The organism is Enterococcus sp. S53, from assembly GCF_016516865.1.
GTDB lineage: Bacteria > Bacillota > Bacilli > Lactobacillales > Enterococcaceae > Enterococcus_D > Enterococcus_D innesii.
On the sequence record NZ_JACVUH010000015.1, the window covers coordinates 47571 to 72056 of the forward strand.

Annotated in this window: 20 protein-coding genes, 1 pseudogene and 1 other annotated feature; of the genes and pseudogenes, 3 read left to right on the plus strand and 18 right to left on the minus strand. The window is 42.7% G+C overall.

Annotated elements, in window-relative coordinates; all coding sequences use genetic code 11:
- Positions 1 to 45: 45 nt before the first annotated feature.
- Positions 46 to 987 (minus strand): magnesium transporter CorA family protein, encoded by a 942-nt coding sequence (locus IAE45_RS15435; protein ID WP_200127170.1) that lies wholly within the window; start codon positions 985 to 987, stop codon positions 46 to 48.
- Between the two features lie 185 nt (positions 988 to 1172).
- On the opposite strand from IAE45_RS15435, the gene IAE45_RS15440 reads away from it, so the two are divergent.
- Entirely contained in the window at positions 1173 to 2000 is an 828-nt protein-coding gene (locus IAE45_RS15440) for a manganese catalase family protein (protein ID WP_005225417.1), read from the plus strand.
- 135 nt (positions 2001 to 2135) lie between these two features.
- A complete protein-coding gene (locus tag IAE45_RS15445; protein ID WP_016610001.1) occupies positions 2136 to 2975 on the plus strand; it encodes an aldo/keto reductase in 840 nt (279 codons plus the stop codon).
- A 351-nt stretch (positions 2976 to 3326) separates the two neighbouring features.
- On the opposite strand, the gene IAE45_RS15450 is transcribed toward IAE45_RS15445, so the two are convergent.
- The 11 genes from IAE45_RS15450 to IAE45_RS15495 form a co-directional block, all read right to left on the minus strand.
- Positions 3327 to 4856, minus strand: coding sequence for a hypothetical protein (locus IAE45_RS15450; protein ID WP_200127172.1), 1530 nt, complete (start codon positions 4854 to 4856; stop codon positions 3327 to 3329).
- A 67-nt stretch (positions 4857 to 4923) separates the two neighbouring features.
- Complete coding sequence (locus tag IAE45_RS15455) at positions 4924 to 6456, minus strand: hypothetical protein (protein ID WP_200127174.1); 1533 nt, start codon at positions 6454 to 6456, stop codon at positions 4924 to 4926.
- A gap of 188 nt (positions 6457 to 6644) precedes the next feature.
- A complete protein-coding gene (locus IAE45_RS15460; protein ID WP_200127176.1) occupies positions 6645 to 8162 on the minus strand; it encodes a hypothetical protein in 1518 nt (505 codons plus the stop codon).
- Between the two features lie 67 nt (positions 8163 to 8229).
- Entirely contained in the window at positions 8230 to 9297 is a 1068-nt protein-coding gene (locus IAE45_RS15465; protein WP_233619093.1) for a hypothetical protein, read from the minus strand.
- A 15-nt stretch (positions 9298 to 9312) separates the two neighbouring features.
- Positions 9313 to 9747, minus strand: a complete 435-nt coding sequence (locus tag IAE45_RS19015; RefSeq protein WP_233619095.1) for a hypothetical protein — start codon at positions 9745 to 9747, stop codon at positions 9313 to 9315.
- Between the two features lie 70 nt (positions 9748 to 9817).
- Positions 9818 to 11395 carry a hypothetical protein gene (locus tag IAE45_RS15470; protein ID WP_200127178.1) on the minus strand — a complete coding sequence of 526 codons (1578 nt, stop codon included), beginning with the start codon at positions 11393 to 11395 and terminating at the stop codon, positions 9818 to 9820.
- A gap of 704 nt (positions 11396 to 12099) precedes the next feature.
- Positions 12100 to 12837, minus strand: a complete 738-nt coding sequence (locus tag IAE45_RS15475; RefSeq protein ID WP_200127180.1) for an SIS domain-containing protein — start codon at positions 12835 to 12837, stop codon at positions 12100 to 12102.
- Positions 12838 to 14088 carry a PTS ascorbate transporter subunit IIC gene (locus tag IAE45_RS15480; protein WP_200127182.1) on the minus strand — a complete coding sequence of 417 codons (1251 nt, stop codon included), beginning with the start codon at positions 14086 to 14088 and terminating at the stop codon, positions 12838 to 12840. It abuts the gene before it with no gap.
- Between the two features lie 2 nt (positions 14089 to 14090).
- Complete coding sequence (locus IAE45_RS15485) at positions 14091 to 14372, minus strand: PTS sugar transporter subunit IIB (protein ID WP_005225413.1); 282 nt, start codon at positions 14370 to 14372, stop codon at positions 14091 to 14093.
- A 12-nt stretch (positions 14373 to 14384) separates the two neighbouring features.
- Positions 14385 to 14813: a PTS sugar transporter subunit IIA gene (locus IAE45_RS15490; protein WP_005225412.1), complete on the minus strand. Its 429-nt coding sequence runs from the start codon at positions 14811 to 14813 to the stop codon at positions 14385 to 14387.
- Positions 14810 to 16450, minus strand: a complete 1641-nt coding sequence (locus IAE45_RS15495) for a BglG family transcription antiterminator (RefSeq protein WP_200127184.1) — start codon at positions 16448 to 16450, stop codon at positions 14810 to 14812. The genes IAE45_RS15490 and IAE45_RS15495 overlap by 4 nt, the downstream gene beginning before the upstream one ends.
- A gap of 201 nt (positions 16451 to 16651) precedes the next feature.
- Here IAE45_RS15495 and ypfJ point away from each other — a divergent pair, with 201 nt between their 5' ends.
- Positions 16652 to 17542, plus strand: coding sequence for a KPN_02809 family neutral zinc metallopeptidase (ypfJ, locus tag IAE45_RS15500; protein ID WP_200127186.1), 891 nt, complete (start codon positions 16652 to 16654; stop codon positions 17540 to 17542).
- A 284-nt stretch (positions 17543 to 17826) separates the two neighbouring features.
- Here ypfJ and IAE45_RS15505 read toward each other — a convergent pair whose 3' ends face one another.
- The 6 genes and pseudogenes from IAE45_RS15505 to IAE45_RS15530 form a co-directional block, all read right to left on the minus strand.
- The gene (locus IAE45_RS15505; protein ID WP_086294801.1) at positions 17827 to 18642 is read right to left on the minus strand and encodes an ABC transporter permease subunit; all 816 of its coding nucleotides are present in this window, start codon (positions 18640 to 18642) and stop codon (positions 17827 to 17829) included.
- Positions 18639 to 19523: pseudogene (locus tag IAE45_RS19220) on the minus strand (ABC transporter ATP-binding protein). Before IAE45_RS19220 ends, IAE45_RS15505 begins: the two are co-directional and overlap by 4 nt.
- A gap of 443 nt (positions 19524 to 19966) precedes the next feature.
- Positions 19967 to 20797 (minus strand): energy-coupling factor transporter transmembrane component T family protein, encoded by an 831-nt coding sequence (locus IAE45_RS15515; RefSeq protein WP_200127188.1) that lies wholly within the window; start codon positions 20795 to 20797, stop codon positions 19967 to 19969.
- Positions 20787 to 22496: an ABC transporter ATP-binding protein gene (locus IAE45_RS15520; protein WP_200127190.1), complete on the minus strand. Its 1710-nt coding sequence runs from the start codon at positions 22494 to 22496 to the stop codon at positions 20787 to 20789. Before IAE45_RS15520 ends, IAE45_RS15515 begins: the two co-directional genes overlap by 11 nt.
- Positions 22497 to 22522: 26 nt before the next feature.
- Positions 22523 to 23077, minus strand: a complete 555-nt coding sequence (locus tag IAE45_RS15525; protein WP_005225401.1) for an ECF-type riboflavin transporter substrate-binding protein — start codon at positions 23075 to 23077, stop codon at positions 22523 to 22525.
- Positions 23074 to 23922: an SAM hydrolase/SAM-dependent halogenase family protein gene (locus IAE45_RS15530; RefSeq protein ID WP_200127192.1), complete on the minus strand. Its 849-nt coding sequence runs from the start codon at positions 23920 to 23922 to the stop codon at positions 23074 to 23076. Before IAE45_RS15530 ends, IAE45_RS15525 begins: the two co-directional genes overlap by 4 nt.
- A 92-nt stretch (positions 23923 to 24014) precedes the next feature.
- Positions 24015 to 24254, minus strand: a binding site (T-box leader).
- Between the last annotated feature and the right edge of the window lie 232 nt (positions 24255 to 24486).

Genomic DNA, 24486 nt, shown 5'->3' on the forward strand with positions numbered 1-24486 from the left:
TTTCTCCTTTTATGGATGAACGGTGCCACAGAGCAGCGGCGCTTTTTATTTTGAAAAGTCTTTTCGTGACAAGTAGACGGCAGTTAAAATGCCGACTAAAATAGCCAAGCCAAAGACGACGATCGTACCGATCGCATTGTCTTTTCCTGGCAGTCCTCCGGTGTTGATCCCCCATAGCCCCGCGATCAAGGATGGCACAGCCACCACTAATGCCGCAGAATCTAAGTATTTCATCAGATGGTTTAGATTGTTGTCCATCATATCAGAGAACAAGCCACCGATGGTTTCTAGCAAGTCGCGATAGATAGTGACCATTTTCATGGCAAATTTCTGCCGCAGCTTGATGTCATAAACGAGTGCTTCATTATCCAAACGATCCAAAAATTCTTTGCGATCCATCAATCGATCGACAGTATGGTTTTGGTCCCGCAAGGTGTGATCAAGATAGACCATGTCTCGCTCGGTATCGGCTAAGTTAAACAATTCCTTGTTTTCCGTCGTTTTACGAGCTGCTTGATCCAAATCATCGATTTGCTTCTTCATTTCCTGCAGACCTTTGATGTAATGGGTGTAGATCATCAACGTCGAATAGGCAACGATATCTTCATACCGTTGGATATCTTGTTCATGCTTTTCGATCAATCGTTTGATCAGATTGGATTGATGGGAGACATACGTAATCAACAGATCTTTGGTGTAGATAAAAGTCACAGGCTCAAGACGGTCTTCGATTCGATCCTCAGTCACTTCCGATAAATCGATCAAGGTGTATAGAATCGGATGATTTAACTTGGTGTTGCGCAAGTATTCCAACCGCGACACTTCTTCCGGTTCATTGGCGCCAATAAAAATATCTTCGGGCAGTTGATACTTATCTAACAAGTGTCGTTGTTCCTCTGGATCTGTACCAGAAACCACCAGCCAATTGTAATCCTCCTCCGAAGATATGCTTATTTTTCGGTCTTCCATTTTATAATACTGAAACATGGTGACTCGCTCCTTTTCTAATTCTCTCTTAATTCCACTATCTAACGCTTCAGGCTTTTTGTCAAAATAAATGGCTTTTCTTTTCAATGCTTTTTTCATTTTGGCAAAGTGCGTTTTATTAGACGAACCTTTCAATTCATGAGAAACTTTTTATGGGCCCAATAAAAAATTTTAGGAGGAATAGTATGTTTCGTCATCAGAAAGAATTACAGTTTGAAGCTAAACCAGAAAAACCAAATCCGTTAGTTGCGAAATACCTTCAAGAATTAATCGGTGGACAATATGGAGAAATGAGTGTTGCCATGCAATACTTATTCCAAGGATGGAGCTGCCGTGGGGAAGAAAAATACAAAGACATGTTAATGGATATCGCTACTGAAGAGCTTGGACACGTTGAAATGTTAGCAACGATGGTTGCACGTCTACTGGAAGGTGCACCTGTGGAAGATCAAGAAGCGGCTATGAAAAAAGACCCAACGATCGGTGCGATCATTTCTGGAATGAATCCGCAACATGCCATCGTTGCAGGCTTAGGACCACGTCCTGCTGATAGCGTCGGCAATCCATGGTCAGGTGCGTATATCATTGCTAGTGGCAACTTACTTGCTGATTTCCGTGCCAACTTAAATGCGGAATCACAAGGTCGTCTGCAAGTAGCACGCATCTATGAAATGATCGATGACCGTGGGGTCAAAGACTTACTTTCGGTCTTATTAGCACGTGATAGCTACCACCAAAATCTCTGGGCAGCTGCCGTGAAAGAATTGGAAGAAAACGAAGGCTCGATTTTAGTGCCGACTACCTTTGACCGCAAAAACGAACGCTTAGATATCGCTTATGATTTCTATAACTTCTCAGAAGGCGACCAAAGTAAAGAAGGCTCTTGGGCGAAAGGCAAAGCCCTTGATGGTGAAGGCGAATACCAATGGCTAGACGAACCAAAAGTCGAAGGAAAAGCGCCAAAACTCGATCAAGTCACACCAAAAATGTATGGCACACCGCCTGAAAAATAATTTGATCAAAAAGAGCAATTGTTTCTGAAACAGAAACCGTTGCTCTTTTTTCTTTGTCTGTTTGAGCAAGTTGGTTACGTTCCTGTCAAAAAAGCGTTAGAGTAGAATGTAGAGAAGAAAAGGAGGAATCATTTTATGAAAGCACCTTTACTGACATTAAACGACGGCAATTTACGCCCCGCAGTGGGCATCGGTACCTATCAGATCCGTGGTGGCGAAGGATTGAGCCAGCTGCAAGCAGCGATCGCCGACGGGTATCGCTTGATCGATTCTTCAACCAATTATGACAATGAAGGCATTGTCGGCAAAGCGATCCGTCGCTCGGGTATCCCACGATCAGAATTTTATATCACCTCAAAATTACCAGGAAAATACCATGGCTATGATGATGCCTTAACCAGCATTCAAGAATCCCTTGCTCGCATGGGGCTCGACTACTTCGATGCCTTTTTGATCCACTGGCCATTACCAAAACGCGGCAAATATGTCGAAGCTTGGCAAGCCTTAGTGACCGCCCAAAAATTAGGCTTGATCCGTTCCATCGGCGTTTCCAATTTTGAACCAGAACATTTGGATGCCATCATTGAAGCAACTGGTGTGACTCCTGCACTAAATCAAATTGAGATCCATCCTTACTGGGTCCAAGAACGGATGGTCGCAGAAAACAAAAAGCGCGGCATCGTAACGGAAGCTTGGAGCCCATTAGGTCGTGGCAGCGATGCCCTGAAAGAACCACTGATCACTGAATTAGCTGAAAAATACCAAAAATCAGCTGGTCAAATCATCTTGCGCTGGCATGTGGATCGTGGCATTTTGCCCCTTCCAAAATCAAGAAACCTCGCCCATCAACGAGAAAATCTTGCGATCTTCGACTTTGAACTAACTGAAGATGAAATCAATCAAATCAATCAGTTAAACAAAGCAGACGGCCGCATTGATGGGCAAGACCCAAATGAGTATGAAGAATTTGAATAAACAATTTCAACTGGAAAAAACACCATAGCTATCTCTTGGTAGACAAAACCTCTCAAAAATCAGCGACCAGCTGCTTTTGAGAGGTTTTTTATGTAACCAAGGCTCCAGTGGTTAGCTTTGCGTGGATCAAAGTCGTACGATCAAAATATTCTTTTTGGCAGAAATTCCCTTGCTAGCAGTTCGATTTTCTTAAAGGTAACAAGCGTCAGCTAGGCGTTCATCACAGCTTTTAATCGAATGTTGGTTTCTCGAAAGAAGGTTGTCCTTCACTGTTTCGACACTTAAAGACAACAGCGTTTCCCCCGTTTTCCTTCAGCTTGAAAGGACTTTCCACATGCCCATCAATGAACGTTATCCCCAAAACTCGTGCTTCTTGCGAGGAGGTCTTTTTCGGTAAATGAAGATGGCGAAACTCAGAATGCCACAAAATAGACCGGCGCCTCCTAGTAGTTTCACGATAGCCGGCAGCCCTCTTAAGCCCATATCTGCCATTGAAGAAACTGTGCCATTTTCATTAATCCTTCCCCAAAATTGGTATATTTGTTGTTCTAAGTGATTTAATCGCCTATCAAGAGGTTTTCTTTCGTATTCAGGAATTGTGGCATAACGTGGTGTTTTTATGTCTGCCAATATAGCTAAACGTGCTTCTGCAAAAATGTTGGGGTGCTCTGCCAATAGTTTTTGGGCTTTTTTTATCAATTCTCTAGGTGTCCCATCAGCAACCTTTACGCGGAAAAGAGAATAACTAGAAGGATTTCTTTCCAAGCGAATCCCATCTATTGCTGTAATTGTTTCATCAATCTTATTTTCTATCAGTTTTTTACTAAGGTAAGTCTCTGGAAACGTTTCAGCATTCAAAAAAGATGTTTCTTCATGCAATTGAAAGCTCAACACATTGTTTTGATACCTTCTCAAAAACAATCCAGGAACAAAACCAACTCGCACCATTTCAGGTTTTAACTCAAAGGAGCGGTTGACAGGTTCTTCCTCACTAGGCAATAAATCTGATGTGGCTAAAGCTATCTCTTGGATCTTTCCATCAGCGATAAATCCATAGGATTCTGAGATTGACTTCTGTATAATCCTTTCAAGCTCTCCATAAGTAGTTCCCTTCAAACGAATTGTTGCAAAATCATTTTTATCTGGACCGGATAGAAGTTCACCACCAAAATATGAAAGTTCATAAAGCAATTTGTCTAAAACCGTTTCATGGTTTGACCCGAATTCTTGATTAAAGCGCTCCCTATCAAGTTGAAAATGGAGCCGATTGTTAATGAAGGTCACTTCTTCACCGGAATACTCTTCCGTCGTTACATCAGCGATAGTCGGCAACGGCGGCTCGGGATTTTCCGATAACCAAAATGACTGATCTATGGGATAATAAGTCCTTTTGTTACTGCTATCGACGGCGACCAATTCAAATTCACTTTCCTGTTGATCAGCAGAAAGAAAAAGCCTCGCCTCACCAAATGTTCGCTCCGTGAACTTTGGCTCCCCCATCGCTCTTTGGTACAAATGCCGATCATATTCACCGTTCACATTGACATAGACTTCTTTCAGCATTTCCCCCGCACTTGGTGTCACTGCATAAATCAATTCTAAAAAGGGAACCATCAATTCTGAATCGGGAAGTTCCGTGACGATTTCCAGCAATGGTTCAGTGAGTGGCTCTGTGGGTTCTGAGGTATTCCTTTCGCTGTTGAGGATGTCAGCTAAGACGCCTTGGGACTGGTCGGTTGGTCCTTCGGCTGCTAATACTTGCCAACTGGTCATATGATAGATGGCAAGAGCAAAGAAACACAGACTAAAGATTTTATAGATGGGAAAGATATTTTCAAAAAATTTCTCTTCGGTTGAATTTATTTGCGCAGCGACTTGCATTCACTTTGCTCCTTTCTTCTTTGGAGGTAACAGAATTCTATTAGAATTTAAGAATGGCCAACGAGAATCAGTTTTTACCTGATTGTCTATTCCTTTTCCGTCTTTCTGCCCTTTGACAAGCAAAAAGTTCAAATATAAACACAATAAAGCCGATAGAACCAAATCCTATCACTAACGCCATGCTGACAGTCACGCCGTGCCAACCCATACTCGTTAACGAAGAAACTGTGCCGTTCGGGTTGATGATTGCCCAGATAGGGTAGTTCCTTTCTTCAAAGGTGCTCATAACACGCCATCGTCGTTTGTATTCGGCTGTGGTATTATAGCCATAAAAATTTTGCCTTCCTCTGATTATTACATACCCTTTTGAAAAGACTTCGGGATAATTCGTCAGTAGTTGTTGCCCTTTCTTCACTAAATTCCTTGGTGTATTTCCTCCTACAGCTATTTGCACATAAGGATAAGAAAGTCGATTTTCTTCTAAACGAACGCCATCAATCGCTGCAACAGCTTCGTCGATTTTTTCATTTATCAGTTTCTTACTGAGATAAGTTTCAGGAAACGACTCGGGATTTAAAAAAATGGTTTCTTCATGCAGCTTGAAACCTACCACGTTGTCCTGATATCTTCGGAAAAACAAACCCGGTACCCAGCCGATTTTTAACATATGCCGTTTAAACTCAACCGAGCGATCGACGGGTGCTGCTGTTTTGGGTAACTGATCCGCCTCAGCTAAAGTCATCTTTTCGATTTCTCCATCGGTAACAATACCAGAAGTAAATGTTTCTAAATCACAAAAGAATCTATTAAGCTCTCTATAAGGAGTTTGCTTTAACTGAATCGTTACTCTCTCATTCTTGTCTGGTCCAGCAATCAACGCCATGTCATAGTAAGAAAGTTCATCCAACAGCCGATCTAAACTCGTTTCGCCGTTTTGCTCGTTTATTCCTGTAAGTATCTCGTCATTATATTGGAGATGGAGACGATTATGTACAAAAGCTATCTTTCCTTCATAACGATCAAGTATTGATATGTCGGCAATAGTCGGCAACGGCGGCTCGGGATTTTCCGATAACCAAAATGACTGATCTATGGGATAATAAGTCCTTTTGTTACTGCTATCGACAGCGACTAATTCAAATCGGCTCTCCTGTTCATCGGTAGAAAGAAAGAGACGAGCTTCACCGAATGTTCGCTCCATGACCTTCGGCTCCCCTATCGCTCTTTGATACAAATGCCGATCATATTCACCGTTCACATTGACATAGACTTCTTTCAGCATTTCCCCCTCACTTGGTGTCACTGCATAAATCAATTCAAAAAAGGGAATCATTAATTCTGAATCGGGTAGCTTTGTGACGATTTCCAGCAATGGTTCAGTGAGCGGCTCTGTGGGCTCTGGGCTATTCCTTTCGCTGTTGAGGATGTCGGCTAAGATGCCTTGGGACTGGTCGGTTGATACTTCGTCTGCTGGTGCTTGTATGCTTGTAAAGTGATAAGTGGCAAGAGTAAAGAAGAGCAGGTAGCAGATTTTCAAGTGGCGAAAGAGTTCCCTAAAGACTCTCTCGACGATTGATTCCGCATAATCAATGAATTGCATCTATTTAACTCCCTTCTTTTATTGATTTGAGATACGCACCACATCGTATGCTGTATCAGATTCTAATTTGTTACACATTTGGAACCAAAAGGTTTACACAAAAACATTCTCTACCTTATAGAAATAAATCATTGCCTTTGAAGCACACCTTCGTAATGAAAGGAAATTCATTTGTCCTTCAACGAATTTCAACCCCAAAACTCGTGTTTCTTGCGAGGAGGTCTTTTTCGGTAAATGAAGATGGCGAAACTCAGAATGCCACAAAATAGACCGGCGCCTCCTAGTAGTTTCACGATAGTCGGCAACCCTCTTAAGCCCATTTTGTATATGGATGATACTGTGCCATTCCTATTGATGGTCGACCAGATAGGATAGTTCCGTTCTTCAAAGGTGCTCATAACACGCCATCGTCGTAGATAGACATCTGGCACACTATGAAGTTTTTGACTTTCTCTGATTATTACATACCCTTTTGAAAAGACTTCGGGATAATCAGTTAGTAGTTGTTGCCCTTTTTTCACTAAATTCCTTGGTGTATTTTCTCCTACACCTACTTCCACATAAGGATAGGAAGGTCGATTTTCTTCTAAACGAACGCCGCCAATCGTTGCAACAGCTTCATCGATTTTTTCTTTTAGCAGCGTCTTACTGAGATAAGTTTCAGGAAATGACTCTGGATTTAAAAATGTGGTTTCTTCATGCAGCTTGAAACCTACCACGTTGTCCTGATACCTTCGGAAAAACAAACCAGGTACCCAGCCGATTTTTAGCATCTCTGGTTTGAATTCTACAGAACGATTGACAGGTTCCTCTGTCCTCGGTAATCGTTCAGCCACTGCTAAAGTCATTTCTTCAATTTCTCCATCGGTAACAATATCCTCAGTAAATGTTTCTAAATCACAAATAAATCTATTAAGCTCTCTATAAGGTGTTTGTTTTAACTGAATCGTTACTCGGGCATTCTTGTCTGGACCAGCAATCAATACCATGTCGTAATATGCAAGTTCATCAAGCAAATCATCTAAAAATTTTTTGGCATTCACTTCATTTTCTTGCACGAATTTCTCATTATTCAATTGGAGATGAAGCCGATTATTAATAAAGGTCACTTCTTTCCCATAATAATCTTCCGTCGTTACATCAGCGATAGTCGGTGATGACGGTTCGGGGTTTTCTGACAACCAAAAGGGTTGCTGGATGAGATAATGAGTCCTTGCATTACTGCTATCGACGACGACTAATTCAAATCGGCTCTCCTGTTCATCGGTAGAAAGAAAGAGACGAGCTTCACCAAATGTTCGCTCTGTGACCTTCGGCTCCCCTATCGCTCTTTGATACAAATGTTGATCGTATTCGCCGTTTACATTGACATAGACTTCTTTCAGCGTTTGCCCCGCACTTGGTGTCACTGCATAAATCAATTCAAAAAAGGGAATCATTAATTCTGAATCGGGTAGCTCTGTGACGATTTCCAGCAATGGTTCAGTGAGCGGAACTGTGGGATCTGTAGTATTCCTTTCGCTGTTAAGGATGGCGGCTAAGGTGCCTTGGGACTGGTCGGTTGGTCCTTCGGCTGCTGATACTTGCCAACTGGTCATATGATAGATGGCAAGAGTAAAGAAAAACAGACAAAAGATTTTATAGATGGGAAAGATATTTTCAAAAAATTTCTCTTCTGTTGAATTAGTTTGTCCCTCGGCTTGCATTTGCTTTACTCCTTTCTTCTTTGGAGGTAACAGAATTCTATTAGAATTTAAGAATGGCCAACGAGAATCAGTTTTTACCTGATTGCCTTTTCCTCTTCCGTTTTTCTGCCCTTTGACAAGCAAAAAATTCAAATATAAACACAATAAAGCCGATAGAACCATATCCTATCACTAACGCCATGCTAACAGTCACGCCATCCCAGCCCATACTCGTTAACGACGTAATTTTGCCATTCGGGTTGATGATTGCCCAGATAGGGTAGTTCCGTTCTTCAAAATTACTCCTAACACGCCATCGTCGTTTGTATTCGTCTGTGGTACCATAACCATAAATATTTTGCCTTTCTCTGATTATTACATACCCTTTTGAAAAGACTTCGGGATAATCCGTCAGTAGTTGTTGCCCTTTTTTCACTAAATTCCTTGGTGTATTTCCTGCTACCCCTACTTTTACACTAGGGTAAATGGGTTGATTTTCTTCTAAACGAACGCCGCCAATCGTTGCAACAGCTTCATCGATTTTTTCTTTTAGCAGCGCCTTACTGAGATAAGTTTCAGGAAATGACTCTGGATTTAAAAATGTGGTTTCTTCATGCAGCTTGAAACCTACCACGTTGTCCTGATACCTTCGGAAAAACAAACCAGGTACCCAGCCGATTTTTAGCATCTCTGGTTTGAATTCTACAGAACGATTGACAGGTTCCTCTGTTTTTGGGAGACGTTCAGCCGCTGCTAAACCGATTTCCTCTCTCCCCCCATTGGCAATCACATCATACGTAAATAACTTGAGATCAGAAATTAGTCTACCCAGTTCCTTGTACGAGGTTTGCTTCAACTGGATCACTACTCGATCATTTCTGTCTGGTCCAGCGATCAGCTCCATATCATAGTAGGAAAATTCATCAAGAACAAGGTCAAGCATCGTTTCGAACCCTTCATCATTTTTTTGCGTAAAACTCTCACCGTTCAATTGGAGATGGAGCCGATTATTAATAAAGGTCACTTCTTCCCCATAATAATCTTCCGTCGTTACATCAGCGATAGTCGGCAACGGCGGTTTAGGATTTTCGGATAACCAAAATGACTGCTCAATAAAATAGCTACTGACAGCACCACTACTATCGACGGCGACCAATTCAAATTTACTTTCCTATTGATCAGCAGAAAGAAAAAGCCTCGCCTCACCAAATGTTCGCTCCGTGACCTTGGTTTCTCCTATCGCTCTTTGATACAAGTGCCGATCATATTCGCCGTTTACATTAACATAGACTTCTTCCAGCGTTCCCCCGGCACTTGGTGTCACTGCATAAATCAATTCAAAAAAGGGAATCATTAATTCTGAATCGGGAAGTTCTGTGACGATTTCCAGCAATGGTTCAGTGAGCGGAACTGTGGGTTCTGGGGTATTCCTTTCGCTGTTGAGGATGTCAGCTAAGACGCCTTGGGACTGGTCGGTTGGTCCTTCGGCTGCTGATACTTGTATGCTCGTAATAAGATTGCTGGCAAGAGCAAGGAAAATCAGGAAGAAAATTTTGTAACTGCGAAAGAGTTTTTTTGATTTTAATGATTGCTTGTTTTTGTTCATTCCATTCATTCCTTACGTACAAAATCGAACTGTTATCGTTAATAAGGTTGATGCATATGTTTCTAAATTTTCACAATACTCTTTTTTTCCTTCGGTAAACAATTATTCCAGACGTCAAAGTGACACAAAGCATCATAATACCTAACATCACTTTCATAGTTATGGATAACCCTTTTAAGCCTATTTCAATCAAAGAGGATACAGTACCATATTTATTGATAGTCGCCCAATAACGATAGACTTCATGCTCAAACTCAGGCAATTGTCTTCCCTGAGTGTTAACTTCTGGTATCCCCACACTAGATGATGATTCTATATCTGTAACAATCATTAGATAGGATTTCTCAAAAACTTCCGAATGATCCTTTAGTAGTGTTTTGGCGTTTTTTATTAATTCTCTGGGTGAATGACTAGGTAGGCTCACACGAACAAAAGGATAATTTCCTTCTAAATGAACATTCCGAATATTCATATTCGAAAATAGCTTGGTTCCACTAAGATCATTTGCTTGGTTTCCATCTATACGAACGCCGTCAATCTCTGAAACGACTTCATCGATTTTTTTATTGATCATTTCCCTACTAAGATAAGTTTCAGGAAACGATTCTTGGTTTAAAAACGAGGTTTCCTCTTGTAATTTAAACCCTATCATATCGTGCTGATATCTTCGGAAAAACAAACCCGGTACCCAGCCAATTTTTACCATTTTCGGCTCTAATTCACCAGAGCGATTGATTGAAGAATCTTCCCTTGGAATCAGTTCAGCTGTTGCCAAATCGATTTCTTCAATTTTTGCATCAGTTATTAAAAAATCAGAAAAAGAGGGTAAATCGTTAATAAGATGATAAAGAGATGAGTAAGAGTTTTGCTTCAAACCAACTGTCACAGAGCCGTTTTTATTTGGTCCAGCAATCATTTCAATATCATAGTAAGAGAGTTCATCTAGCAATTGAAGAACCGCTGATTCATTCTTCATCCTGTCCTCTTGATTGTAATGACTACTACTTAATTGAAGTTGAAGTCTGTTATTAATGAAAGTCACTTCTTCTCCGTGAGAATCTATCGTTGATACATCAGCCGTAGACGGTAACGGCGGCACAGGATTTTCTGCCATAAAAAATGATTGCTCAATGGGGTAGATGGCACTTAGATTGCTACTGTCGACGGCGACCAGTTCAAATTTACTTTTCTGTTCATCGGTAGAAAGAAAGAGACGAGCTTCACCGAATGTTCGCTCTGTGACTTCAGGTTCTCCCGCTTTTCTTTGATACAAATGTCGATCGAATACGCCATTTACCTTAACATAGACTTCTTCCAGCGTTTCCCCCTCGCTTGGTGTCACTGCATAGATCAATTCCAAAAAGGGAACCATTAGTTCTGAATCGGGTAGCTCTGTGACGATTTCTAGCAATGGTTCAGTAAGTGGCTTTGTGGGTTCTGGATTAATTCTTTCGCTGTTGAGGATCGCGGCTAAGGTGCCTTCCATCTGATTTGAATCAGTGTCTGAAACTTCGGCTGATTCTACAGATAAAATAAAAAAGTGACTGATAGTGAAACAAAAAAGTAAAACACAAAAAACTAGACATAAGTGATTTTCTCTAACTACGTCATTCTTACTTTTCGAGGTTATTCGTTTATCTGTTTGCATTCAATTCGCTCCTTTCATTTAAGGATTTGGAAATATATTAAAAATGTCCATCAAATGATTACTTTTCACTAGTAAAAAAACTAATTGATAACCATTTGATGAACAACAAATTCATATTCCTTAAAAAGAACTCTATGCTGCTAAACGTTCAGACTCCACATTGGTCGTCTGAAGATTTTGAGCAATAGTATCTGAAAGTTCGATTTGCAGCTTTTGGATATCTTCGTCAAATAGCTCGTAACGAATTTTTTCAAAGATTTCTGCTAATTGCTGGAAGTTAGAGATGTGGAAGAATTCCCCACCTGTTACTCTTACAATGTTGTCTTTTTTCGATCTTCCTCTCTACCTACTCCATAAGCTGCTCCTTTCTAATCAACGGTTTGTAGATTTTTTATTCATTATTTGTTGTCTTGCTGTAGCTCCCAAGCTAATTATACCGAGCGAGAAGTTAAACAACAATCGTTTTTGCAGTATTTTATTCATATTTTAGCTATTATTTTATATATTTTTATTTTTAAAGACCATTATTAAGTAAAAATACATAATTCTAGTTTAAGCCATCTTTGCTTGAATCGCATTTTCATCCCTATGCTCCGGCCCTTTTCTAACAAGTAAGTAAAAAAAGACATTCTCTCGCAAGGAGAAAATGTCTTGAATGGTTTCTTTGACCGTCTTATTTCGCTAAGGAACGACTAACTCTTGACCTACAGCTGATAATGGATCGCTTCTTGGTACTTTTCAAACAGGGACTGGTTCAATTCATCCCCGCCATCTAGGTTCGCTGAATAAAAAATCGGCGGATAGTCGACACCGGCTTCTTTTAGTTTTTGGCAAACTTCAACGATGATCGCATTTAAGATTGTTGCGCCGACTACGGTGGATGTGGGGCCGACTTTTTGTTCGACGTCAGGAATCGTACACGCTGCATCGCCAATCTCCCCATGATTGTCGATGACGATATCCGCCGTTTCAAACAAACGCAAGCCTGAAGTATGGCGGCTGGTGACTGTTTTCGAATAGGTAAGGTTCGTTAATGCGATGATCTTGACCCCCTTTTCTTTGGCATGAAGCGCCATATCGATGATAACTGGGTTTCGCCCAGACACCGAATGCAAGATCAGCACATCACCTTCTGTAAAGGGTTGGGTCGCCGCCAAGGCACTACCGTAGCCTTCTAAGCGCTCCATTTTACTAGTGAAGGTGATTGGGCTGCGATCAAGCATCAGTTCTCTTCCAAAGATCGCGTTGATGGTGATCATGCCGCCTGCTCGATAATACATCTCTTCAGCTAAGATCCCAGCGTGACTTGCGCCAAAAATGTAGATGGCTTTTTTGGTCAAGTTGGCTTGCGTCAGTAATTCAATGGCTTGCTCAATCGCTGGTGCTTCTTTTTCTTCTACAATAGACAATAGTTCTTTTGCTTTTTCAAAGTATTGAAACATTTAAACCCCTCCAAACAGCTTGCCGATCAATTCACCAAGGATACCCCATAGAGATAAATCGTTCCCACCGAAAATCAAGATCCAGTTTTGAATCGTCGTTGAGAACAACGCTGCAGAGATCCCAACGAGTGCTACCATAACGACAGAAGCTGTGATCGTACCAATAATGGCACCTCGCAAGCCCCCTTGTCCTTCGCCAATCACCGCAGCACCGCCACATTCAAAGAAGCTGGTGATAACTAAAGGAACGATCAAAATGCCAAAGACATTGGTCGTATTGGCAATGACCACTAAAATCGTTGAGGTGATCATCGCCACGATAAAGCCGATGATTACAGCATTTGGACGATAGTTGAACAAGATGGGCACATCAAAAGCTGGTTTCGCTCCAGGAACGACTTTTTCTGCGATCCCTTGAAAGGCGGGAATGATTTGGTTGATCAAAAGACGTACCCCATACAACATGATCAATAGTCCTGCACCGAAGTTCAAGCCAGCATCAACCGCAAACATCACCAAGTTGCCCCCTTCAGGAACTAATACGGGCGCAATCAAACCGATAACAATATTCATCAAAAACATCACTAACGCGCCAGTAATCGATATTTCACGGAAAAACGAGAGATTTTCTGGCACTTTCAAATCTTCCGTCGATTTTTCTTTGTTTCCGACCCGTTTTGCAACAAAGCCTGAAACCAATGACAAGATCCCCGTTGGATGACCGATCAAGAATGAATCATCGCCTGTGGCATCCCACACATATTTACGCATGATCCATGGCATGAAGGACCAGTAACAAGCAGATAGAACCGCCCCTAAAATCAACAATGGGATTCCGGTAAGCCCGCCTTCAACGCCCCCAGCGACGATGACAAATGGGAACCACCACAACATGTGACCTGTGAGGAAAATCGTCTTCACAGGTGTAAAGCGAGCAATCAATAAATGAATGACAAGTCCGAAAAACATCGCTAATCCTACTGTTCCGCCGTATTCTGCCGTAAAGGTGATGTCAGAGAGCCCATCTGACACAGCAACGCCTAATTGGGTTTGAACCGCTGCATTGATCGGTGCGATCGTTCCCACTAACATATTTACCCCAGCCGTCAATGCCACCATCCCGAAGGAAGCTGTTAAGGTTCCTTTGACGACTTCTGCAAAAGGTTTTCTTTGTACCAATAACCCAATCATGGCAATGATCCCCAGTAGGACTGGCGGATTTTTTAAAATATAATCCGTGACAAAATTCATGATTATCCCTCTCTTTCAGCTAAAAATTTTTCCATCTGCTGTTTGACTTCTTCTTTATCCATATACTTTTTGATTGGATAAACGGGTGCTTTCACGGATGCTTTTAACTCATTCAATAATTCATTACTCGTAAAATAAACATCTGCTGGTGTCGCTTTTGCCGTCGATAAATCAGTATTCTCGGCAGTTGCCGTCAACCCTAACTCTTTGATCACCTTGTCGATCGTCATCTTCAATACCATTGAGCTTCCTACACCAAATCCACATACTGCTAAAATTTTCATATCCTTTTCCTCCTATTGGAATAATTGACAAATTTGTTCCCGATCGCCATTTAATATCACGTTGTATTTTTCTTCATCCATAAAGATCGCCATGATCTCTTTCAAGCTTTCTAGATGGCTTTGGCTATCTGCGGCGGCTAAGACAAGAAATATCCGCACCGGTTTGCCCTCAAGATCGATGGGCTGTTTCGTTACTAAAAGGCTCATACTTTGTTCCAAAACCCCTTCTCCAGGACGGGCATGCATCAGCGCAAAGTAATCCGCCAACACCATGTAAGGACCATTTTCTTCCACGCTTTGAATCATCGCTTCGATGTAAGCTGACGTGATCAGCGCTTCATCCAGCAAGGGCTGGCTGGCTAATTTTACGGCTGAGCGCCAATCTGTCACTGTCTCATCCGTTTGTATATGCTTTTCAGGCAAAGAATCCTTCACTTTCATTCTGATTTAACCTCCAACATTTTTGATAGGAACCATTCTTTGTTTTCGATTCCTTGCATGATCAATTTCATCATTGGTTCCACCTTTTGCGTCTCATCCTCTCGGATCATCAATAAAATAATGATGTCGGCTTTTTGGTTGCCCCATTCTACTGGCTGATCCAAAAGCAAAATCGAGATGGCTGTTTTTTCGACATAATTCGGATTGCCATGAGGGATGGCAAAGCCATTATCTAAATAGGTTGATTGTAGCTGCTCTCTTTCAATGACGGATTGCTGAAACTGCGCTTTTCGTTTTTCATCACTAAAAGGGGTTTGTTCGATCAGAAAATTGATGGCTTCTGTTTTGCTGGCAAATCGCTCGAAAAAGACGGTTGGCTGGATCATCGATTGGGCTTGAAGAAGTAAACCATTTTGATCGACCTCCGCCTCATTATCGATGACTAAATCGATGTAGTGATTCATGATCCGCTTCATGTCGCGATTGGTCACCATAGGCGAGATCCGCACCACAGGTTTTTGAATCCCGACAAGATCGATGGTTGAAATAATAAAATCGATCGCCGAGATGTCCATCTGCTTTAATTTTTCTACTGAAACGGTTTCGATACTGTCGATCTCTGGCAGAATGCGACGAATTTTCGCAGAGACAAACGAGCTAGTGCCGACGCCATTGGGACAGACAAAAATGATTTTGTTCATGCGGCGCATTCGCTCGATCGCTGCTTGAAAATGGATCGTGACAAATCCGATCTCATCATCAGAGATCCCCACTTGATACGCTTTCAAAAAATCATGGAGCGAGAACCAGACCACGCCATACAAGGCAGGATAGTTTTGTTTGATTTCCTCTAACAAAGGGTTGATGACTGTGGTTTGCGCTTCGATCCGCAACAGCAGTTGATACAGATGGATCGTCACATCTTCTTCCAATCGATTGTCTTGGGTCAAGTCGGTGCCTAAGCCTTCGCTGATTTTTTGAATCAAGTTGCGTACTTTTCCCCGAAAGACGAAAGGAACTTTTTCACTTTTCATAAAAAATTTCAAGCCGCTACCGACAATCAGGTAGGTTAGATATTGCACTTCTTTTGGTGAAAATTGATAAATGTGCTGTTCTTCGATTTCTTTCAGTAGCTCATAGACTAACGGATATTTGTCGAACTCCAAAAACAGTTTCCCCACTTGGCGATTTTCTTCAATCACTAAGTTTTCCGCATGACTCGCCCGTTCGATCAGCAGCACGATGGAAAGGACGATACTTTGGATATAGCTGTCGGGCATTTCCACTTGTTTTTCCACTAACGCTCGACGAAACGCCTGATTTACTTCCTGGTATTTCTCAGGTTCCACCAACAATGAAAACGCCGCTGGTTGATCCAGCATCATTAAGCAAAAGCGTTTGAGCACCCGATGGATCTGGGATTCACTTCCTTCAAAAAATGTACCTGAATTATCAAATCTCAGGCGCAAGCTTTCTTTTTGAAACAGTTCTTTTAAATAAGAAATATCTTTTGCAATACTGCTGCGGGAAACGAAATAATCCTCTGCTAACTGCTGATAGCTGAGGTGCTCGCCAGCAATCAACCGTTTAAAAATCAAAATCCTTCGTTCCGATGTCCCCGAATAATTCATTTTCATACGCTCACCCTCTACCTCTATTTTATTGCTACTGTAACAAATTAGAAGGCTAATTGTTAGATTAAAGAATGATTAAAAGGAGTGTACACTTTGATTTTCAAGGCTCCTGAAGGCATTTTATAACAATTTCAAGGCGCTTTTTTTCACAATCTGCCGCCTTTCTCTTATAATTAAGCTAGGATTTATATAGGAGGAGATAACATGAAATGGCGTGGGGGTAGACAAAGCAGAAATGTCGATGATCGAACGGGGCGATCATCTGGCTCAGGCGGGATGTTGGCTGCTGGTGGCGGGATCGGTACGGTGATCATCGCTGTTTTATTTTTCCTGTTTAGCGGTGGTGATTTAAATTCGCTGCCGGATGTCTTGGGTGTCAGCGGTCAAGCAGCCAATTACCAGACAGAAAATGTGGGCACCAGTGAGTACACGGAGGAAAAAGAGTTTTCCGCAGTCGTATTCGGCTATTTAGAAGATTATTGGCAAGACGTTTTTCAAGAGCGGCAAGAAACCTATCAAGACCCGACACTCGTATTATTTACGGGAAGCGTGCAGTCGGCATGCGGCTATGCCACGTCACAGGTTGGTCCGTTTTATTGCCCAGCAGATGAGAATGTGTACCTTGATCTTAGCTTTGCCAATGAGCTTTCCGATAAATATGGCGCAAGCGGCGACTTCGCAATGGCCTATGTCATCGCCCATGAAGTCGGTCATCATGTGCAAAATGAGCTGGGAATCACCCAACAATTGGACAAAATCCGCCAACAAGTTTCAGAGAAGGAATACAATCAGTACAGCGTTCGTTTGGAACTGCAAGCTGACTACTTAGCTGGTACTTTTGCGAAATACTTGCAAGGCGAAACCTATCAAGGACAACCGATCTTAGAAGCTGGCGACATTCAAGAAGCAATCACAGCTGCCAATGCCATCGGGGATGATACGCTGCAAAAAGAATACCAAGGCTATGTTGTTCCAGATAGTTTTACGCACGGCACATCGCAGCAACGCGTGGACTGGTTTAACCGTGGCTATCGTTATGGTGACTTAGCACATGGCGACACCTTTAATGTCGATAGCCTTGACTTGAGCAAGTAGCTTCAACTAAAAAATCACTCCGAAACAGCATGAACCGCCTGCTGCTTCGGAGTGATTTTAGGTTCTTGTTGCCCCTTCAAGCCTTTTGGTGAAGGGACGCTTTACGCTTTCTTAACTTTCGCAATGATTTTTTCGCAAAAACGTGCCTGCTTCGTCATACTTTTTTCACATTTCGAGACTATTATATAAGCATACCAACAAACAACCCTAACACTTTTTCATTTTTACTCCTTTGCCTGTCAGTCCCCGCTGACAGGCTCTTTTTTGTCTTTTGATTGATATACTCAGACCTGCAAGTCTTTGCGCTCATAACGGGAAAAGGTGCCAAAGAAACAGATGATACCGAGCAGCAGTACCCATAGGACTGATGTGGCGCCGTTATCCATGAGTTGGACGGGTAATGCCATCCGCACGGGTGAAAGTCCTGCCAGCCATTCCAATTTATCGTAGAGTTCCCCCACGATGCCGAGCAAATACAGACCGAACACGCAGCCTAAGCCGACGCTGGCGGTTTGTTTGCTGGAACGCAAGATCGTGGATAAAAAGAAACCTAGACAGAGGAAAAAGACTAAGACACCATACTCGGCAACGAAGATTTTGCTGATTTCTTCAATAAAAGCGGACAGGTCATCTTCAGGTAGTTTGAACAAAGCAAATGAGGCCAGACTACTGCCATAGGCAATCAGCCAAAAGCCAGTCAGCAACAACAATCGAGCGAGGAACTTCCACCCAACGATTTCTCTGCGGCTAATAGGCTGAGCATATAAATACTCGATCGTTCCTTCTGATTCTTCAGTGATCAGACTGTTCAAGCCTAAAAGCATCCCATAAATACACGCAGCAATAAATAAGTATTGAAAGTAGTACCCGAAAAAACCTGTTGGAGAAACCAAACTTGAGGGTCCTGTCAGTTGGATGTTAAAGATGCCTAGTAATTCTGGGCTGAAAGAGCCCAACATCTGGTCTAACGACGTTTTCATTTCTGGCGTAATCATTTGAGGATAGATAGCCGTAAATGCAAAAATGATTGCTGCAAAAAGGATCGCCCAGACTAGCCAGCCTTTGAAGGTATTTTTAAGATCGATTTTCATTAAAGTCATTTTTGAGAACCTCCTTCATACAGGAGCATAAATTGCTGTTCAAGGGTTGGGTGTTCGATCGTGAACTCTTTAATGGCAGGATTGGTTAGAAAATGTGCCAGCTGATTCATGTCCCCTTGATAGAAAAAACGCACGGTATGTGATTCCTGAGCAAGAACCTGTACATTTTCCAAGCCGGCTAATGAGAGGCTATCCTCATTCGTGAGCGTTACAACTTTGCCGAAATTTTCTTCCTCACTCAGTTCTTTCACGGTGATGATCTGTCCTTCACGAATAAAGGCGGTCCGGTGGGCATAGCTCTGAATTTCATGCAGATCATGACTGGATAGAAAAATCGTCATCCCCTGTTTGTTTCTTCTGAGAAGCTCTTCAAACAGCCGTTTTTGGATCAAGGGATCTAAGCCATTGGTCGGCTCATCTAAAATCAACATTCTCGGTTGTGCAATCAAGGCGCTCGCAAGCCCGACTTTTTTCTTGTTGCCCAAAGAAAGTTTTGCGATCGATTTGTTTGGATCAATTTGAAAAAGTTCCATCAACTCCTAAATCTCTTTTTTTGGCTGCTTGACTTGATGAAAATCTGCCGTAAATGCCAGCAATTCTGCTGTCGTCATTTTTGAATAAAACCGTACATCACTGGAAACATACCCAGTAAACGTTTTGATTTCTTTGGCTGCTTGTTGGCAATCTCGTCCAAAAATCGCCGCCTGTCCTGCATCTGGTTTGATAAAATTCAACAATACTTTGATGGTCGTTGATTTTCCCGCACCATTTGGTCCGATAAAGCCAAAAATCTCTCCTTCTGCCACTTGCAATGATACATTCTCGATGGCGTACTTCTTGTTGTATTGTTTGCTTAGTCCGTTGATCGTAATGGCATCCATCCTGTCCCCTCCTTGTACTGCTTTGATGCCATCAGTGTAGCCTTATTTCGTGTTTCCGTCAATCAAAGATCTAAAAGGCTTCCGCTGGAATGTTTTACGAAAATCATCAACAGATTGACACACTTCTATTGCTTTCTCTTCCTATTTTTTTCACATTTTCCCGCTATTATTAATACATACCAACAAACAACCCTAACACTTTTTCATTTTTACTCCTATCCCGCCAGTCCCCGCTGGTGGGCTCTTTTTTTTTATCGGCAAAAAAACGCAGACCTAGCAGCAACTGACTTTAGCAAATGTAGCACTCGCTAAAGTCAATTGACTGACTATCCTGCGTTTTTTGGCTCGATCATTTCTGGGACGGATGAATCAATTCTGAATCATCCGTCCCACTTTCATTATTGACAATGCGTCCGTTTTTTAAGTTTTCATGGGTTGATTTGTTAACGAAACGGATTGTAGAAACGTCCGCCATTAAGGACCATCAAGGACAATCCAACCGCTACGATCAAGCAAACGACAGCAATCGCCAAGAGATCTTTGCCTTGGATCGGCTTAGCTTTCAGCCAAGTACGCTGCTTATGCTTGCCAAACCTTCTTAGCTCCATGGCAGCAGAAATATGGTCGATCCGTTCCAAGCTGGAAAAAATCAAAGGAATCGCGATCGCGACATTGCCTGTCACGCGTTTGCGCAAAGGTGCTTTTTTAGAAAGCTCCACGCCCCGTGCTTGCTGCGCTTTGGCAATGGTCCGAAAATCCTCTTGAATATCAGGGATGTAACGCAAAGCCAGTGCGACTGCATAGGCGATCTTGTAGGAGATCCCGATGCGGTTGATACTGGACGCCAACTCACTAGGATTGGTGGTAAACAGGAAAATCAACCCTGGGGGAATCGTGACAAAATATTTGATCAACAGATTCAGCTCATAAAACACTTGCTCTTGGGTCAATGTATACCGACCGATCCCTTCAAAAATCACGTGGCGCGTACCGTAGATCTCCACCCCATATTCTGGTGCGAAAAGATAGACCGCCACCAAATTCAAAAGCGAAAAGAAGATGATAAATTTCAACACAAAAGCGATATCTCGGTAGCGAATTCCAGCACTGGCAAATAGAAAGACCGAAAACAATGCCAGTCCAATAAGAAAACGCGTATCATAAGAGATCATCCCGATAACGGATAGCAGCAAAAAACAAATCAGTTTTGCGGCACCGCTTAGTTGGTGGATCCACGTTTTGCGGTCAAGATAGCCGATTAGATTACTCTCCATCGTGTCCCTCCTTCTCGCTGGCAATAAAGGCGGCAGTAAAAGCGGCGGGATCTGTCAGCTGGTTAAGGGTCGCCAGTGTGTACAAGCTGGTTTCTTTGAGGTTCGCGGCACTCACCACTTGTTTGTCTGCTAAAACAACTTCTGGCGGTGCGCCCAGCAAAATCGTTCCTTGCGTCAAAACGATCGTCCGCTGTGTATACTCCAACATCAGGTGCATATCGTGGGTGATCATAACGATCGTTAATCCCCGCTGGTTCAACTCCTGTAAGAATTGCATCATTTCGGTGTAATGGCGATAGTCTTGTCCTGCTGTTGGCTCATCCAATAAAATGAGTTCAGGATCTAAGACGAGGATCGCTGCAATGGCGGCTCGGCGTTTTTGCCCATGACTTAGTGCCGACAATGGCCATGAGCGAAACGGATAAAGACCACAAATTTTCAAGGTCTGATGAACTTTTTCTGTGATTTCAGCCTCTGGGACATTTCGGTTGCGCAAGCCTAAGGCAACTTCGTCAAACAGGAAGTTTTTTGACAGCATTTGATTGCTGTTTTGCAAAACATACCCGATTTTTTGCGCTCGTTCTTTGATGGAATCATTGCCCATGTCTGTTCCTTGCCAAAGCAACTTGCCAGAAGTCGGTGTCAAAAAGCCGGTAATCAAATGGGACAAGGTTGATTTTCCTGCGCCATTATGCCCGACCAAACTAATCATTTCTCCTTGATGGATGGTAAAATCCAGTGCCTGCAAGATTGGTTTGCCCACTTGGTAAGAAAACGATAGATTCTTCGCTTCCAACAACGGCGGCTGGTGGCTAGGAAGCGCCGTTTTCGGAAATTTTTCTTGAAACTGAGTCAGTTTTTCAGCAATCTCAGATGATGCAAATGCTTCTACCGCGACCAAATCAGCAGCGTCGGTCACGGGAACGCCCGCTTTTTTTAAGGCGGCTAAATACAGTGGTTCACGAATGCCGACTTGCTGCAGCATATCCGTTTTTAATAGTTCATTCGGTGTACTGTCGGCAAGGATGCGGCCTTCTTCCATCACGATGATGCGATCGACAGCGGCGGCTAACACTTCTTCTAAGCGGTGTTCGATGATGATGGTGGTAAAACGCTTCTCTTGATACAGCTGGTCGATCATTTTGATGGCTTCCACACCTGTTTGCGGATCCAAGTTGGCTAGGGGCTCATCAAACAGTAGAATCGGTGTTTCATCGATCAAAACACCTGCCATTGAAACACGCTGCTTTTGGCCACCCGATAATTCCTGCGGTTTTTTCGCCAAATGATCCATTAAGTCGGTCTTTTCAGCCCAAACGCGCAGCGCCTCTTGCATCACTGCTTGACTGCGCTGATCGTTTTCCAATGAAAACACGATATCTTCTGCTACGGTCAAGCCTACAAATTGGCTATCGGTGTCTTGCAGCACCGTGCCGACGGTCAAAGACAGCTCATAGATGGAAGCTTGTCCAAAATCATTGGTACCGATCGTCAATTCTCCAGTACTACTGCCTTTGTCGTTTTGCGGAATCAAACCGTTCAAACATTTTCCTAATGTACTTTTGCCAGAACCGCTGGCACCGACGATCAGGACTTTTTCTCCTTCATAAATCGTTAGATCGATGTTTTTCAAGGTCGGTTCCACTTGTGCATCATATTGGAAAGAAAAATTCGTAAATTGAATGATTTTTTGTTTCATTTTTTAGCCTTCACACATTTCTTTGGTTAGGATTCCTTGCTCAAGCTGCCTTTTTTGGTTTTGGTTTGGGCATAGGCTTTTAGCAGGATCACTCCGATTATCCCAGTTACGACTGCATTGGTCAATCCCGCAATGACTCCTTGCGTAAAGACTTTGTTCGCTGGTTCGCCATAGATCAAAATATCCCCGATCGGGGCAATGATCACCCAGACAACCAAATTTGCGATCGTTTCACCGATCAAGAAGGTCCGAATTTCTTTAGCGCCAAAGGTTCCTTGCTGGATTGGAATCCAACGAGTCAAAAGTCCGAAGAACACCCCTAAGATCCCAGAGGCGGCGATCCAAGACCACCATGGACCATAAGTCGTCAAATCTCCTAGGGCATGCCCGATAAAGCCCGCTAAACCAGCAACGATTGGACCGTAGACAACGCCTAATAGCGCCAAGAAAGGATAGGCTGTGGCGATATCCGTATTTGGAAAACCAGTCGGGATCGTGACGAAACGTTTTAAGACGAAAAAGACGGCAGCACCGATACCGATTGCAACAATGTGTTTTACTGTAAATTTTGATTGATTCATTTTTCATTTCTCCTTTTTTTGAGGGTAATTTTCCAATTCGTGCCAGTCCCGATTTTATAGGTTTCAGCAAATGAAGCCAAGTTGAGCCCTAAACCAATATTCAATAGGGAATTGACATATAAGACAGGTTCATTTTCCGACACTTGCGCAAAGGAGCGTCCGAAACGCACTTCTTCTTGATAACGCAGTGTATCTTGGTAGTAGATACTGACGAGCAGCGGCTCATTGTATTGGACCTGCCATTGCTTAAAGAACGTATGGGGAATATTCGTCCACAACGAACCAAAGCGGATATCGAGAATATCGATCGTACCAGTAATCGTTTCTGCTGTTTGGCTTGGCTTTTCAATGGCAAAGACTTGGATCGCTTCTTTAGGTTCGGGTGTTCCTAGCTCATCAAAGCTGATGGCGCCACTGGCGAGACGCGCGGCGTTATACATATAAACATCCCGACCATGAAACGTATGGCTTTCGGCTGATCCGGCCAACCGCTCAGTTGCCTCATTGATCACCCGTAGTTCAGCGATTCCGATATAAGTCGCTAAATAGGTTAGGGTGCCATTATCTGGCGTCAAAACCAACTGCCCGGTCGCTAGCTTGGCAACCACGCTTCGTCGATCAGACCCTACGCCGGGATCGACCACTGAAACAAAGACCGTTCCCGCTGGCCAATAGGTGACGCTTTGTAGCAGACGATAGCTGGCATCATGAATGTTGTATGGCTCGATCTCATGAGTCAAATCAGCAATGATCAGCTCCGGTGCCACTTGATAAGCTACCCCGTACATCGCATTGACCGCTCCATCTTGCAAACCAAAATCGGTTTGAACCACTAATTTCTGCATTTTTCTCTCCTCCCAACAACCTTTCTCCTTTTCAACAAAACCTGCGCTTGAAACAGCTGACCGTGCAGACACAAAAAAAGCCCTTAGCCAAAGCTAAGGGCATCACCTGCGGTACCACCTTAATCTGCAAAACCTTCACAGGCTTCACCTCATTCAGTACCCGAAAACACTCGGAGACTGTCGCTTGTTAACGGGGCAACCGTATTTTCCTAATTAGTCAGAAAATCCGCTCCAAAGTCATTTTCAAATCATTCGTTGTCGTTCCTTCTCACCTACCGGAACTCTCTGCTAGACAACTACCTTGATTCTACTTTCTTTTTCATCGCGTTTGCATTTTGTTTCATTTAAATTATCAAAGCTTGTGCCTTTTGTCAATTCTCTTTTAAGAAAAAATTCAAACAGAAGGCATAATTTGTCAAAAGATTCACGCAATTCCTGAATTTCGCTCGAAAATTCTTCATGTTTTCTCGGTATGATACTTGTATACCAACAAACAACCCTAACACTTTTTCATTTTACTCCTTCCCGCCAGTCCCCGCTGGCGGGCTCCTTTTTGTCTTCTGA

Bases quoted from the DNA above. Each gene is read 5' to 3' on its own strand.
- IAE45_RS15435 (WP_200127170.1), bottom strand. From the start codon at position 987: ATGTTTCAGTATTATAAAATGGAAGACCGAAAAATAAGCATATCTTCG.
- IAE45_RS15440 (WP_005225417.1), top strand. From the start codon at position 1,173: ATGTTTCGTCATCAGAAAGAATTACAGTTTGAAGCTAAACCAGAAAAA.
- IAE45_RS15445 (WP_016610001.1), top strand. From the start codon at position 2,136: ATGAAAGCACCTTTACTGACATTAAACGACGGCAATTTACGCCCCGCA.
- IAE45_RS15450 (WP_200127172.1), bottom strand. From the start codon at position 4,856: ATGCAAGTCGCTGCGCAAATAAATTCAACCGAAGAGAAATTTTTTGAA.
- IAE45_RS15455 (WP_200127174.1), bottom strand. From the start codon at position 6,456: ATGCAATTCATTGATTATGCGGAATCAATCGTCGAGAGAGTCTTTAGG.
- IAE45_RS15460 (WP_200127176.1), bottom strand. From the start codon at position 8,162: ATGCAAGCCGAGGGACAAACTAATTCAACAGAAGAGAAATTTTTTGAA.
- IAE45_RS19015 (WP_233619095.1), bottom strand. From the start codon at position 9,747: ATGAACAAAAACAAGCAATCATTAAAATCAAAAAAACTCTTTCGCAGT.
- IAE45_RS15470 (WP_200127178.1), bottom strand. From the start codon at position 11,395: ATGCAAACAGATAAACGAATAACCTCGAAAAGTAAGAATGACGTAGTT.
- IAE45_RS15475 (WP_200127180.1), bottom strand. From the start codon at position 12,837: ATGTTTCAATACTTTGAAAAAGCAAAAGAACTATTGTCTATTGTAGAA.
- IAE45_RS15480 (WP_200127182.1), bottom strand. From the start codon at position 14,088: ATGAATTTTGTCACGGATTATATTTTAAAAAATCCGCCAGTCCTACTG.
- IAE45_RS15485 (WP_005225413.1), bottom strand. From the start codon at position 14,372: ATGAAAATTTTAGCAGTATGTGGATTTGGTGTAGGAAGCTCAATGGTA.
- IAE45_RS15490 (WP_005225412.1), bottom strand. From the start codon at position 14,813: ATGAAAGTGAAGGATTCTTTGCCTGAAAAGCATATACAAACGGATGAG.
- IAE45_RS15495 (WP_200127184.1), bottom strand. From the start codon at position 16,450: ATGAAAATGAATTATTCGGGGACATCGGAACGAAGGATTTTGATTTTT.
- ypfJ (WP_200127186.1), top strand. From the start codon at position 16,652: ATGAAATGGCGTGGGGGTAGACAAAGCAGAAATGTCGATGATCGAACG.
- IAE45_RS15505 (WP_086294801.1), bottom strand. From the start codon at position 18,642: ATGACTTTAATGAAAATCGATCTTAAAAATACCTTCAAAGGCTGGCTA.
- IAE45_RS15515 (WP_200127188.1), bottom strand. From the start codon at position 20,797: ATGGAGAGTAATCTAATCGGCTATCTTGACCGCAAAACGTGGATCCAC.
- IAE45_RS15520 (WP_200127190.1), bottom strand. From the start codon at position 22,496: ATGAAACAAAAAATCATTCAATTTACGAATTTTTCTTTCCAATATGAT.
- IAE45_RS15525 (WP_005225401.1), bottom strand. From the start codon at position 23,077: ATGAATCAATCAAAATTTACAGTAAAACACATTGTTGCAATCGGTATC.
- IAE45_RS15530 (WP_200127192.1), bottom strand. From the start codon at position 23,922: ATGCAGAAATTAGTGGTTCAAACCGATTTTGGTTTGCAAGATGGAGCG.